The organism is Nodularia spumigena CCY9414 (assembly GCF_000340565.2).
GTDB lineage: Bacteria > Cyanobacteriota > Cyanobacteriia > Cyanobacteriales > Nostocaceae > Nodularia > Nodularia spumigena.
Genome location: NZ_CP007203.1, coordinates 2,411,313 through 2,425,740, shown reverse-complemented (window position 1 = coordinate 2,425,740; position 14,428 = coordinate 2,411,313). Strand labels below are relative to the sequence as shown.

At 42.4% G+C, this 14,428-nt stretch carries 11 protein-coding genes; 5 read left to right on the top strand and 6 right to left on the bottom strand.

Annotated features, from left to right (window positions below):
• Positions 1 to 355 precede the first annotated feature (355 nt).
• From NSP_RS10820 to NSP_RS10805, 5 genes are all read right to left on the bottom strand, one after another.
• Entirely contained in the window at positions 356 to 1,120 is a 765-nt protein-coding gene (locus NSP_RS10820) for a hypothetical protein (protein ID WP_017804066.1), read from the bottom strand.
• A gap of 126 nt (positions 1,121 to 1,246) precedes the next feature.
• Positions 1,247 to 1,477 (bottom strand): hypothetical protein, encoded by a 231-nt coding sequence (locus tag NSP_RS25340; protein WP_144360531.1) that lies wholly within the window; start codon positions 1,475 to 1,477, stop codon positions 1,247 to 1,249.
• Between the two features lie 63 nt (positions 1,478 to 1,540).
• On the bottom strand, positions 1,541 to 2,854 hold the full coding sequence (locus tag NSP_RS10815) for a HEAT repeat domain-containing protein (protein ID WP_006196186.1): 1,314 nt from the start codon (positions 2,852 to 2,854) through the stop codon (positions 1,541 to 1,543).
• A gap of 40 nt (positions 2,855 to 2,894) precedes the next feature.
• Positions 2,895 to 3,305: a QcrA and Rieske domain-containing protein gene (locus NSP_RS10810; protein WP_006196188.1), complete on the bottom strand. Its 411-nt coding sequence runs from the start codon at positions 3,303 to 3,305 to the stop codon at positions 2,895 to 2,897.
• Complete coding sequence (locus NSP_RS10805) at positions 3,302 to 4,990, bottom strand: NAD(P)H-quinone oxidoreductase subunit 4 (RefSeq protein WP_173403336.1); 1,689 nt, start codon at positions 4,988 to 4,990, stop codon at positions 3,302 to 3,304. Before NSP_RS10805 ends, NSP_RS10810 begins: the two co-directional genes overlap by 4 nt.
• A 749-nt stretch (positions 4,991 to 5,739) precedes the next feature.
• Here NSP_RS10805 and NSP_RS10800 point away from each other — a divergent pair.
• From NSP_RS10800 to NSP_RS10790, 3 genes are all read left to right on the top strand, one after another.
• The gene (locus NSP_RS10800; RefSeq protein ID WP_006196192.1) at positions 5,740 to 7,347 is read left to right on the top strand and encodes a ferredoxin--nitrite reductase; all 1,608 of its coding nucleotides are present in this window, start codon (positions 5,740 to 5,742) and stop codon (positions 7,345 to 7,347) included.
• Between the two features lie 129 nt (positions 7,348 to 7,476).
• On the top strand, positions 7,477 to 8,988 hold the full coding sequence (locus tag NSP_RS10795; RefSeq protein ID WP_006196195.1) for an MFS transporter: 1,512 nt from the start codon (positions 7,477 to 7,479) through the stop codon (positions 8,986 to 8,988).
• A 223-nt stretch (positions 8,989 to 9,211) separates the two neighbouring features.
• Entirely contained in the window at positions 9,212 to 11,512 is a 2,301-nt protein-coding gene (locus tag NSP_RS10790; RefSeq protein WP_006196196.1) for a molybdopterin oxidoreductase family protein, read from the top strand.
• A 53-nt stretch (positions 11,513 to 11,565) separates the two neighbouring features.
• On the opposite strand, the gene trxB is transcribed toward NSP_RS10790, so the two are convergent.
• Complete coding sequence (trxB, locus tag NSP_RS10785) at positions 11,566 to 12,561, bottom strand: thioredoxin-disulfide reductase (protein ID WP_006196197.1); 996 nt, start codon at positions 12,559 to 12,561, stop codon at positions 11,566 to 11,568.
• 544 nt (positions 12,562 to 13,105) lie between these two features.
• Here trxB and NSP_RS10780 point away from each other — a divergent pair.
• A complete protein-coding gene (locus NSP_RS10780) occupies positions 13,106 to 13,558 on the top strand; it encodes a phosphate-starvation-inducible PsiE family protein (RefSeq protein ID WP_006196198.1) in 453 nt (150 codons plus the stop codon).
• Positions 13,559 to 13,898: 340 nt separating this feature from the next.
• The gene (locus NSP_RS10775) at positions 13,899 to 14,354 is read left to right on the top strand and encodes a nitrate reductase associated protein (RefSeq protein ID WP_006196199.1); all 456 of its coding nucleotides are present in this window, start codon (positions 13,899 to 13,901) and stop codon (positions 14,352 to 14,354) included.
• Positions 14,355 to 14,428: the final 74 nt, after the last annotated feature.

The following is a 14,428-nucleotide window of genomic DNA, read 5'->3' as shown; positions in this document are numbered from 1 at the left end:
AAGTGGTATGATTTGGCAAATTGTTCGGTTAATTTTGCCCAGTTTAGCCGTGATAGTATAGCGATTTCCACCGAAATCAGGTATAGCAAAAACTATTTGTCCACAGATAAACACAGATAAACACAGATAAATCTGTACCTCAGCCGACTAGGGAATGCTATATATATGATAATTATTATCGCATAATTTAGGCGATCGCAACAAGACAAGCAACTATAAATTTAACGTAATATGCAAGATTTCACCCATATAACGATTATCTGACTTCAATAATCTGTCCAATATTATAAAAGTTGCAAAATGTAAAAGGCAAAAGATATTTGCACTTTTGCCTTTCAGGTTTTATGTTATGGGATTAAAAGCCACTGAAATTGTAACCAACGCCTAACAACAGACCGATATCAGTTTCGTCAAAAAAGCCAGCATTCACAGAAGCGGTGGCTGTAAATCGAGGGTTTAGAGGAAAGTCAATACCACCAGATATTAACAAAGCAGTTGTTGAGTCACTACCAGTTTTAATCGCTGCACCTACTCCGACATAAGGCGAGATCGCTAATGGTTCGTCAAATGGATCGGCTGACTGCAAGTTGAAGTCGTAGGTAATGGGAACTAGGACTGTGGTATTATTGCCAAACACGGCTGATGGTCTTAACGATAAGGTATTTGACAGTGAGACTTTACCGAAGACTGCAACATTGCCATCACCTAAAGATGAATCACCACCACCTAAACCAAGATTACCCGCAACACCGATATAGCTTTGAGCGCGACGAGTCGGTGTACCAAAATTAATATCTGCTTGTGCTACCTGAGTAGTAGAAGATGGAAAAGTGGCGTTTGATTCAGCAATTAGGGCGTATGATGAAGTTACTGCAGTTCCGGGTACGGGCGTAAGTGTTGCATCAGCCATTTCCTGGGTACTAGGGTTGGGAAACTGCTGTAAACTAATGGCATCAGAAGATGTTGCATTTACAGGAGATTCACCTGTGATTTGAGTATCTACTGTTTGAGCAACAGCAGACAAACCAGTAGCCAAAACTGTCAGAGCAGCTAAACTGGGTAAGTAAAACCAACTTTTGCGTTCGCATAGTGTGGCGTAGACAAGGGAAATAGTATTCACATTCACTCCTAACTAAAATGTTACCGCTATCGCAATTTGGTGATTTTTATTCCATCAAATTCGGCGATATTCAAACTTTAACATCAGAAAATGAGTTATCACATCCTTAAGTAGACGTAAGTCTGGTTAAAAATACTGGGGACTGGGTAGTAGAAATAAGGGGAAAACAAGCGATCGCACTCGATAATAAAAGGTATCTGCTGCTACTGGTCGAACATCGCTGGGTAATTTCTCGATGCAACAGAGGATAAAAAATTCACTGCACAATTTGTGAAAATATGCAAGTAATATTTCTCTATCTCTAGGAGGAATGAAAGTAATGGCAATTAATACTAAATAAATAGCTATTCCGATCACCTGACGAACTTTAACTGTAAATCTCCTCTCTGCTATTTTTTAGCGGGGGGAGGTTTTTTCCCTTTACCATTCAGCCAGAGCGATCGCAATTCCTTGTTGCAAATCTGGTGTGAGTGTGGAAGTATTGGCTAATTGCTGTAATTGTTGATATGCAACTTCCCCATCCAGTTTTTTGAGTGCCGAAATCACATTTAATTTGACAATTTGGTTAGCATCTGATAGCAATAAAATCAATGGTTCAACAGCTTGGTTATTTCCTAATTGTCCTAAACCCAAAGCGATCGCACTTTTAATTTTAGCCCCAACAGGATTTGCCACTGTGACTAGATGCTGTGAGTTTAAAACATCCAATAAAATTTCAGCAGATGGTGTCATTAACTCCGGCTTTTGCACTTGTCCCAGAACTGTGATAATCTCCTGCCAGAGTGCCTCTGATGTGGTTTCATAGAGTGCTTGTTGTAAATATGCCAAACCGGATAGAGTCTCCACCCAGATTAAAGCCCGGATAATTTCTAATTGCAGCTTCAGTGGTGTGTTGGGTGAAATTAACACCTGAAATAAATGTTTCGCCGCTTCATCAGTACCCATGCGGGAAAGAGCGATCGCCGCCGCACAACAAACTTCAAGATTAAAATCGGACAATCTGGGTTGCAATCTCGTCACTAAATCCAGTTCTGTAGATAAATCAGGGCGAAAACCTAAACCCTGCACTGCTGCACGTCTGACTGTGGCTGCAACGTCCTCCAAAGCATTTAATAACACAGGGGGTAGACGTTGGTCATGAAAGCTGCTGAGGGCTTCTAGAGTGGCGCTGCGGACTGCTGGTTGTGCATCTTCAACAACACTTAATAGAGGTGTAATCGTCTCCTGAGTGCGAATATAAGCAAGCGATCGCACTGCTAAAAGTCTTGTTTCTGCCGCAGCCAGAAGTTCAGTCAGCGCCGTAATCGCCAGACTCCCCATTTGTCCTAAAGCTGAAGCAGCCATAGTCTTGAGTTCTTCATGTTCACTGGTTTTCAGCAAATCCACTAAAGAGACTATGGCTTCTGGGTGCTGAAACTCCCCCAAAGTCCGAACAGCATACCAACGTAAATCTTCTTCAGCATCTTCATCTTCGAGAATATCAATCAACGGGGGGATGGCAATATTTCCCAATTGCTTCAACACTTTGGCAATATCCCAACGTTGCTGAAAATCTCCCATTTCTAAAATCGACAATGCTAATTCCAGCAGATATTGCCGATGTTTAACTATTTCTGGATGGGTAGAATCTAGCGAGAACATCAACTGTTGGAGATATTGAGTCAGCAATGACCAATCTGCTGCATCGGATGCTGCTTGTGCTTGGGCTAAAAGCTGGTTGATATTATTCACCATGCTTGCTGGAAAATAGAGAGTGGGGAGAATGCCAAATTAGCTAATTTTGCTTAACTAAAACTGAATTATTCTCAATCTTCGCTGTGTAAGTTTTGAGTGGTTTTGTCGCCGGGCCTCTTTGCACCTGACCATCACTGCCATATTCTGCACCATGACAAGGACAGCCAAATTTATTGCCTTTAGTTTCCCATGCCACAGTACAACCTGAGTGAGTACAAGTAGGGTTAACAGCAATGAGATTTTCGCTTTTCGATGTACCCACCACTAAAACATTGACAGATGGCAAGTTTTTGACGGACAATTGACCATTTTTATCTAACTCTGCCACAGTCCCCACAGTTTGCCAATCTTCAGATGCAGTTGTTTGGTCAGAACAAGCTGCGATAGCTATAGGTAAACTACTAGCTATCGCACCCAAACCGACCCAATTGATAAAATCGCGCCGTTTCATTTAACAACTCCCAAAACAGGCGCTGCTTCGGAGGCTGGGATAGTAGGAACTAAGAACCCCTGAGCATAGATGTGGGGATTTGTTTGTGAGATAGTCATGAGAGATTGGCGCACCTGAGCATTTACCGCCACAGTTTTCACATCGTACATTTGCATAGCCAGCTTGGGGTAAAACCCAATACCGATTATCAGCACTAAAAAACAGGCAGCAATAAACACTTCACGCGGTCTAGCATCACTATAAATTGTTTGGTTGGGCAGCAGACAGTCAGTACCAAAACAAGCTGTACCCTCATCTTCCTGATTCTCTAACGCGGCATTATTCACGTCACACATGACGGATGCGCTACTCCCGTAAAATACCTTTCGCAGCAAATTGAGCAGATAAATTGGCGTGAGGATAACTCCTACTGCGGCCAGGAAGACCGTCACAATGGAGAAGGCGGAACTATAGACATCGCTGGTAGTTATTCCAATAAACACCGCAAGTTCGCCCACAAAGCCACTCATCCCAGGAAGAGCCAGAGAAGCCATCGCACTGATTGTAAATAATGCGAATACTTTCGGCATCACCTGACCAATACCGCCCAGATCATCCATGATCATAGTGCGAGTGCGGTCATAGGTAACACCTGCCAAGAAAAACAGCACCGACGCAATTAAACCGTGAGAAATCATCTGTAACATTGCGCCACTAATGCCCAAATCAGTAAAAGACGCAATACCCAGTAGTACAAATCCCATGTGAGAAATCGACGAATAAGCCAGGCGACGCTTCATATTTCCTTGGGCGAAGGAATTCAACGCACCATAGATAATATTCACAACCCCCAGAATAGCCAGAACTGGTGCAAAGTAAATATGTGCATCAGAAAGGATTCCCAAATTCAGGCGAATTAGTCCGTATCCACCCATCTTTAGTAGCACACCTGCCAGAATCATCGATACCGGAGACGAAGCCTCTCCATGAGCATCAGGTAACCAAGTATGCATGGGAAACACAGCCAACTTGACACCAAAGGCAATCAGCAATCCTGCATATAGCAGCAATTCTAAATTAAGCGGGTAATTCTTCAGTCCCAAAGCCGCTAGATCAAAAGTGACATTACCGCCACCGTAAAGCCCCATTGCCAATGCTGCCACTAGAATAAATATAGAAGCCGCAGCTGTATATAGTAAGAATTTGGTAGCGGCGTAACGTCGCTTCTGCCCACCCCAAATACAAATGAGTAGGTATACGGGAATTAGCTCTACTTCCCACATAATGAAAAACAGCATCAAGTCTTTGGCAACAAATACCCCTACCTGCGCTGAGTACAGCACCAGCATCAGGAAATAGAAAAGGCGGGGTCTGCGGTCAACTTGCCAAGCCGAAAAAATTGCCAGTGTCGTCACCAGTCCGGCTAGAAGTACAAAGGGAAGAGATAACCCATCCACAGCCACTGTCCAATTTAGACCTAACTGAGGCATCCACGTATAATTTTCTTCCAGTTGAAAACTAGCATTGCTGGCATCGTAATTATGCCAAAAGGCGTAACACATCAAGATTAAGTCTGCAACTCCCACACCCAGTGCATACCATCTTACCCACTTGCCGTCTTTATCGGGTAGCACAGGGATAACCAGAGCAGCAATGAATGGTAGCAGGACAATCGCGGTTAGCCAGGGAAATTGGTCTGCCATTATATCACTAAGAAATAATACCTATTTTTTCATCATCTCATATTATTAAACTTTTTAATAATTTCTTAATAAGTATTTATTCCCGCAAATTATCCTACCACAACTCACAGCATTAGCACTCAGCACTTTTGATCAGGGGCTTTCCTTCATGAGCAAAAACTCCTTCTCATGCAGAAATTGCATTCATTTGATGCGCTTTGAACAAAAAATTCAAAAAAAGGTAGCAATGTATACTATTTTAACTATAAACTCACCTTAACCTGATAAGTTAGGACTTACCCAAGAACTCTCTGAAACCTTCTTAACTTCGTGTCCTTCTCCCTTGGCGCTAGCCTCTCCCTTTGGGAGAAGGGGAGAGGCTAGCGCCAACGTGTCCTTCTCCCAAAGGGAGACGCTACGCGAACGTGGTTCGTTTTTCCATAATTTTGCGTAAGTCCTGTAAGTATCGAAATCGTTACATAAGTAGGTAACTAAACCAGCTTGACAAATTCTCTAAATGCCAAAGATTACAAATTTTCCCCACTAACTACAACTTGAGTTAAGTTGATAAACTTGCATCTTGCTTGTTATCGAGTAGCAGATGAGTCTCCTGGAAAGGCTCTGGAGTACGAGAAATTAGCCACAAACAAATATACGTGTTAAATCACTAAACCTCGTAGACTGAGACATAAAAAGACTACGTGTTAATTGATATTGGGCAACTAACGTCCAAAGTTCTCACCTGATTAGCCATTTGCAATGAGAGTCAATTCATGACAGATACAGTAACTACTACCAAAACTAACCTGAATAAGTTTGAAAAACTCAAGGCCGAGAAAGATGGGCTTGCTGTCAAGGAGGAGATAGCAAAATTTGCCTCTCTCGGCTGGGAAGCAATGGATGTAAACGACCGCGACCATCGCCTCAAGTGGATGGGTGTATTTTTTCGCCCAGTTACCCCAGGTAAGTTTATGATGCGGATGCGGATACCTAACGGTGTTCTTACTAGCCATCAGTTGCGTGTTTTAGCGTCAGTATTACAGCGTTACGGAGATGATGGTAGTGCTGATATTACTACCAGACAGAATATGCAACTGCGGGGTATCAGACTTGAAGATTTACCAGATATCTTTGAGAAATTGCACTCAGTTGGTTTAACCAGCATCCAATCTGGGATGGATAATGTCCGTAATATCACAGGCAACCCTGTAGCTGGTTTAGATGCGGATGAGTTATTTGATACTAGGGAACTGGTGCAGCAAGTTCAAGATATGCTGACCAATAAAGGGGAAGGAAACCCAGAGTTTAGCAACTTACCACGAAAATTTAATATTGCGATCGCCGGAGGTCGTGACAATTCAGTTCACGCAGAAATTAACGATTTAGCCTTTGTTCCAGCCTTTCAAGAGGGGAGTGGGGAATGGGGAGTGGGGAGTGGGGAATGGGGAGTGGGGAGTGGTGAAAAACCAGAAGCATCAGTCTTCGGCTTTAACATCCTTGTCGGGGGTTTTTTCTCAGCTAAACGCTGTGAAGCTGCAATTCCGCTTAATGCTTGGGTGTCTCCAGAGGATGTGGTAGCTGTATGTAGAGCAGTTTTAGAAGTTTATCGTGACAACGGTTTACGGGCTAACCGTCTTAAGTCTCGCTTGATGTGGCTACTTGATGAATGGGGTGTAGAAAAATTTCGTGCTGAAGTAGAAACGCGTTTGGGTAAAGCACTGTTACCCGCAACTCCTAAAGACGAAATTGACTGGGAAAAACGCGACCATATTGGGGTATATAAACAGAAACAAGCAGGATTAAACTACGTAGGTTTAAATATTCCTGTGGGGCGGCTGTATGCTCAAGATATGTTTGAAATTGCCAGTCTAGCAGAGGTTTATGGCAGTGGTGAAGTTCGGTTGACAGTTGAACAGAACATCATTATCCCCAATATTCCTGACTCGCGGTTGGCAACATTTTTAACAGAGGCGCTACTAGAAAAATTTGCCATTAACCCAGATATGTTAACGCGATCGCTTGTTTCTTGTACAGGCGCACAGTTTTGTAACTTTGCCTTAATTGAAACCAAAAACCAAGCCCTGGAAATGGCTCAAGCCTTACAAGCCGAGTTAACCCTGACTCGTGCCGTGCGAATTCACTGGACTGGTTGTCCTAATTCCTGCGGACAGCCTCAAGTTGCAGACATCGGCTTGATGGGAACTAAAGCCCGTAAAAATGGCAAACCTGTAGAAGGCGTAGACATCTATATGGGTGGCACAGTTGGCAAAGACGCGCATCTGGGAAACTGCGTACAAAAAGGCATCCCCTGCGAAGATTTACAACCAGTATTGCGAGATTTACTCATTCAGCACTTCGGAGCAGAACTGAATAATTCCTAATTAGGGACTGACAAATAAAAATCCATATTTTCCTGTGGGATGGGTGTCCCCACCCGTCCCCTCATCCTGAAGATTAAACACGCGATTCATCCCGTGTCCACAAGAACATATTTAACAAAGGAATATTAAATGCTGACAGGATTATTTTCCTTCAACGGTCGCTACCGCATCTTGCATCTGACTTGGTTTGCATTCTTTTTATCATTCGTGGTTTGGTTTAACTTTGCCCCGTTTCAAACAGCCATCAAAGAAGCACTGAGCTTAACAGAAGGACAAGTTAGAACCATCGCTATTTGTAATGTGGCTTTAACTGTGCCAGCCCGGATTATTATTGGTATGGTTTTAGATAAGTATGGTCCACGGATTACTTACTCAATCTTGCTGATGTATGCGGCTATTCCCTGTCTGGCCTTTGCTTCAGCCCAAAACTTCAGCCAGTTGATTATCAGTCGCTTGGCGCTCAGTATAGTCGGTGCTGGGTTTGTAATTGGGATTCGCATGGTTGCTGAATGGTTCCCCCCCAAAGAAATTGGGATTGCAGAGGGAATTTATGGAGGTTGGGGTAATTTTGGTTCCGCAGCTGCGGCGTTTACTTTACCTTCACTAGCGGCGGCGACGGCTTTGTTCACTGTTGGTCAACTTAATTGGCGACTGGCGATCGCATTAACTGGGATAATAGCTGCTATCTATGGAGCTATCTATTTTTTCAACGTTGAAGATACTCCCACTGGCAAAGTTTATCAACGTCCTTCCCGTCACGGCGGCATAGAAGTTACTACCAAGAAAAGCTTTTGGCTGCTGATGTTAACCAATATTCCCTTAGTGGGCATCTTAGCCGTATTAGCTTGGCGCATCTCTAAAATTGGTTTACTTTCTCCAACACAGTTATTTATTGTCTACCTTTTGTTAATTGGTCTGTACCTCTTCCAAGCCTATAAATGCTGGGATGTAAATCAAGAATTAATGACCGGTAAAAAACAATATGCTGCTAAAGACCGTTATCAGTTTTCGCAAGTAGCAATTTTAGAACTAACTTATTTTGTCAACTTTGGTTCAGAGTTAGCTGTTGTTTCCATGCTACCAGCATTTTTTGAATCAACTTTCAGCCTCAGTAAAGTATTAGCAGGAATGATTGCTGCTAGTTACGCATTCATGAACTTATTTGCGCGTCCCGGCGGCGGTTGGGTTTCAGATACAGTCGGTAGTCGTAAATGGACAATGACCATACTCACTGGTGGTATGGGTCTTACTTATTTAATCATGAGTAGTGTCAGTAGTAATTGGTGGTTACCCATAGCAATTATACTGACTATGAGTTGTTCATTCTTCGTTCAAGCTGGGGAAGGTTCTACTTATGCCATTGTGCCTTTAGTAAAGCGGCGAATTACTGGTCAAATTGCTGGGAACGTCGGCGCATACGGCAATGTTGGCGCTGTGGCTTACCTGACCTTATACAGTCTTTTACCAGCAGGTGATGTTGGGAACCAAATCTTTTTTCAGACTCTTGGTGTTACCGCGTTGATTGTAACTTTCCTTTGTGCCTTTTTGCTGAAAGAACCTCAAGGCTCATTTGCTGAACATCATGAAGGTGATGAACCAGAATTGATAGTAGAAGAATTTCCTGCTTTTACGGAGGATTAAAAGTAGTCATTGAGAGCATCCCAATTTGGTAAAAACATATAGCCCTGCTATTTGAGTTATGAATTTATTGAACCGCCAAGTCGCCAAGGTCGCCAAGTGAAGAAGTTCAGAAATGATTTAGGACTGATGTAAAACACCTATTAAACCCTCTTATCTTGGCGTTCTTTGCGTCTTGGCGGTTCGTTTTTCCATTCTTCTGTATCCCCACTCAAAGCAATCTACCATGACTGAATTTACTAAAACTCTTTGTCCTTACTGTGGTGTGGGCTGTGGACTGGAGGTTTCACCGCCGGCGCAATTGGCAAAACCAACTAATCGAGATAGTCAGGGAAATCCGATTTGGCGGGTACGGGGTGATAAGGCTCATCCGTCAAGTAAAGGTATGGTTTGTGTTAAGGGTGCAACTATTGCTGAATCTTTAGATAAAAATAGATTACATTACCCAATGGTGCGGGATTCTTTAAATCAGGAGTTTCGCAGAGTTAGTTGGGATGAAGTTTTTAATATTATTACGCAACGTATCCAAACAATTCGCAGCAACCAAGGTTCTGAAGCTATTTGTATGTATGGTTCTGGTCAGTTTCAAACTGAAGATTACTATATAGCTCAGAAACTTTTAAAAGGATGTCTGGGTACTAATAATTTTGATGCCAATTCGCGTTTATGTATGTCTAGTGCTGTGTCTGGATATATTCAAAGTTTTGGCTCGGATGGACCGCCTTGCTGTTATGAAGATTTAGATTTAACTGATTGTGCATTTTTAATTGGTACGAATACGGCGGAATGTCACCCCATTGTTTTTAACAGGTTGGTAAAACATCATAAAAAGAATCGCCACGTCAAAATGATTGTGGTTGACCCTCGGCGCACACCAACGGCTGAAGCTGCTGATTTACATTTAGCTATTCGTCCGGGTACAGATATTGATTTGATGAATGGGATGGCTCATTTATTGATGCGTTGGAATTATATTGATATCGGTTTTATTGATGAGTGTACAAGCAATTTTTCGGAATACGCTGAGGTGATTCGTCATTACCCTCCAGAAGTTGCGGCTCGTCAATGTGGTATCAGTATTGAAGATTTAGAAACCGCAGCTCGGTACTGGGGAGAATCTCAACGGGTGCTTTCTCTGTGGTCAATGGGTGTAAATCAATCCAGTGAAGGGACGGCGAAGGTCAGAACTATCATTAATCTGCATTTAATGACTGGACAAATTGGTAAACCAGGAGCGGGACCTTTTTCCCTTACGGGTCAGCCGAATGCGATGGGAGGTAGAGAAGCCGGGGGTTTGGCGCATTTGTTACCCGGTTATCGTTTGGTAAAAAATCCCCAACATCGTGCGGAAGTTGAGCAGTTTTGGGGATTAGAACCTGGGCGAATTTCACCTCATCCCGGTTTAACTGCTTGGGATATGATTACTGGTTTGGAAAATGATGCTGTAGGTTTACTGTGGATTGCAGCGACTAATCCGGCTGTGAGTATGCCAGATTTAGAAAGAACTAAAAAGGCTTTATGGCGATCGCCTTTAACAATTTACCAAGATGCCTATTATCCCACAGAAACCTCTGCTTACGCTCACATTCTTTTACCCGCAGCCCAGTGGAGTGAGAAAACTGGCGTGATGACTAATTCTGAAAGAACGGTGACTTTGTGTCAAGCCTTCCGCCAACCGCCCAGAGAAGCCAAAGCTGATTGGGAAATTTTCGCGGAAGTGGGGCGCAGGTTGGGTTTTGAGAAAGAATTTGCTTTTGCTAACTCATCTCAAGTTTATACCGAGTTTGTGCAATTGACAGGCGATCGCCTCTGCGATATGACTGGTATTAGTCACGAACAATTACAAATAAACGGTCCCACTCAATGGCCTCATCCAAAGCAGGGGAGTGGGGAGTGGGGAGTGGGGAGTAGGGAATCTGCTACTTCCTCAAAACGTCTTTATACTGATTTACGTTTCCGCACGCCAGACGGAAGGGCGCGTTTTGGAGCATATTATTCTAAGGGTTTAGCAGAACCACCCGATCCTGATTATCCTTTTGTCTTGACAACTGGACGACTTTATGGGCATTGGCACACCCAAACGCGCACGGGACACATTGAAAAAATCCGGAAAATGCACCCCGAACCATTTATTGAGATTCATCCCCGTGATGCTGCTAGGTTAAAAATTACTGAAAATCAAATAGTGGAAGTGCGATCGCGTCGGGGTAAAACGAAATTTCCTGCTAAAATTACGAAAGCGATCGCACCAGGGACTGTATTTATCCCCATGCACTGGGGGGCTTTATGGGCAGATGATGCCGAAGCTAACACCCTTACCCATCCTGAATCTTGCCCAGATTCCTTACAACCAGAATTAAAAGCTTGTGCTGTACAACTAACCCCAATCAATGCAGAGTTACTACCAGCACAGCATCAACTACAAGGTTCACAACTGACCCAAAATTATGAAAAAACGAACCACAAAGGACACAAAGTACACGAAGTCAAGAGGGTTTCAAAGAATTTTTGCGTAAGTCCTGAGTAAATTCACCAGTTTCAATACGATTAACAGCAATATCACAATAGTCAGATCAGACTTTACTCCTGAGAATCAGCCAACTTCCCCCATTTATCGGCGTGGGAAACTGAAACCTGATTTTGCGACTCTAGCCAACGTTCAGCATCAATAGCCGCCATACAGCCAGTTCCGACAGCAGTCGCGGCTTGTCGATATACATGGTCTTGAGCGTCACCACTGGCAAACACACCAGTAACATTTGTATATGTTGAACCAGGAAGGGTGCGGATATATCCTGTGTTGTCCATGTCCAGCCATCCCTGAAAAATCTTTGTATTTGGCTGATAACCGATGGCGACAAATAAACCCGCTACGGATAGGTTAAATGTCTCTTTAGTTTCTATATTTTTTAGTAGTAATCCTTCTACTTCCTCTTCTCCCAAAATATCTTCGACTAATGTATTCCAAATAAAGCTGATCTTTTCTTTGGCAAAAGCACGCGCCTGTAAAATTTTAGAAGCACGCAATTTTTTGCGTCGGTGAATAACATAAACTTTGGCACAAAAGCGTGTTAAGAAGATAGCATCTTCTATCGCCGTATCCCCACCGCCAACAATTGCAACTTCCTGTTCTTGGAAAAAAGCTGCATCACAGGTGGCGCAGGATGACACACCATGACCCAGGAGCCTTTTTTCGTTTTCCAAACCCAGATATTTGGGACTAGCACCAGTAGCGATAATTACAGCATCAGCCAACAAGGTTTTTTCATCATCCAAGATGAGGCGAAATGGTCGCTGTGAAAAATCTACAGATGTAATCATCCCATAACGCAATTCTGTACCAAAGCGGGCTGCTTGCGCTTCAAAATGCTGCATTAATTCTGGTCCGAGAATCCCATTGACAAAGCCTGGATAGTTTTCCACCTCTGTAGTAGTAGCAAGTTGACCCCCCGGTTCAAGCCCCCTAATTACTAATGGCTTCAGGTTAGCCCGTGCTGTATAAATCGCAGCAGTTAATCCAGCTGAACCAGCACCGATAATAATTATTTGACGATGCTCGGAATTCACAAGATTCATTTTCTGTGTTTTTTCTCTCCAGAGCTTTGGGAGTAGATAAATTTGATGTTTATCCGGTTTAAAGGATACAGTTCAAAACTATCAATTCTCAAAAAGCTTGACCTCCCTCCTCTGCAAGACTATGTAGCATCTGTGTGGGGTAATTTACACTACCTAATATACATCTAGAGAGTGATGCTGATTTCTCGATATAGCCAACGATTTGCACCTTAAATCTTGCACCATTTGAAATCAGCGACAAAACCCGCTCTTAAATCAATTAGGACTTACGCAAATTTATGGGAAAACCAACCACTCCAGGCACAGAGTACACCGAGTCAAGAGGGTTTAAGAGAGTTTCTGCGTAAGTCCTATCAATTTCGACGCTGATCGCTAAAATTCATTAAAATGGACTAAAATCTTTTCCCAGTCGTCTAAAGACGACTTTCGCTATCAGACAAGGGTTTGAAGCTCCGGCTAGTTATTGCGACTAAGTTCTTGTAGGAATTGTAGTCAATGATGCCATTGTCATGGTAGAAACAATGAATACTCCCTCACAAGTGATATGAAGCATCTACTCAGAAAGATTGTGAATTTGGCTAAGGACGAAAATTTTATGCGCCTGATAGAAAATATCGAGGTGCTTGTTTCTAAGATCCTATCACTGGCTATGGTAGTGGTGATTTTAGCCGCAATTTTTGATCTAGGAGTTTACCTAATCAAGGAATTATTTACTAATCCTTATGGTAAGTTCAATGAAGTATTATTTACGATTTTTGGATTATTCTTAAACATTTTAATTGCTTTAGAAATATTAGAAAATATTACAGCTTATCTCCGCAAACACGTTGTTCACGTTGAGTTAGTTATTGTTACTTCTTTAATTGCAGTTGCACGTAAAATTATTATTCTTGATTTAGGCAAAATTACTGGCGTTGAGATCATTGGTTTAGGAGTTGCCATTTTAGCTCTATCGATTAGTTATTGGATTATTCGTAGCAGCAATATTAAACATTAAATATTGTCTTGGGCAATAGGTCTTTTTTTGCAGAATTTATCAATATTTTAAATGTTGTATAGCTGGGGAGTGGGGAGTAGGGAGTAGGGTAAAATCCTTTCGGTGTCTAACTTTTATGATCAGTTTATGTCCTAACGTCCTTGGCGGTTGCTATACCTCAAAAAATATCCTCTCGCGTTTTCTCTGCTGAAAACTTCAATCCCTAATAAGGATTAATCAACTAAAATTCTCTCCTGGTAAAGCTTTGGGCTGTTAGCGTCAACTGCAAATTTAGTTCTAGAGGCTTCAAAGCTAGAATAGGTAGGCTTCTGAACAATAATTCATCTACTCAACTAAAAATATGGCAGATTTTTTTGAATTTGAAGCAGATTTTGTAAACTCCTTGCGCTGTATACCTATGCAGGTGCGGTACAAATTAGATACATCTGGTATCAAGCTAAAATTGTCTCATTGGCATCAAATGACTCAAGATGAACGTGCAGCTTTAGTAGAATTACCTTGCAATACACAAACGGAGATTCAAGCTTACCAAAACTATCTCCAGCAGCTAATTTTAGAACGCACGGGGAACCCAGTCGCAAAACTACCCATTGAACCCAATCCTTTATGGATGGATTCTCAAACTGTACCCGCGAGTATCCAGGAAAAAGCTCAAGAAATGGGAATTACCCTGACCTTGCAACAATGGACAGCTTTAACTCCCTTACAGCGCTTTGCTTTAATTAAACTCAGTCGTCCAGGACATGAAAATAAAAACTTTTCTAGAGCTATAGCAGAATTTCATCTACTGGCTTAAATTATGTAGTCACAGTTACACTTTATTAATAGTAAATTAAAACTTACTTGAAATTGATCAAAGATGTGAGGATA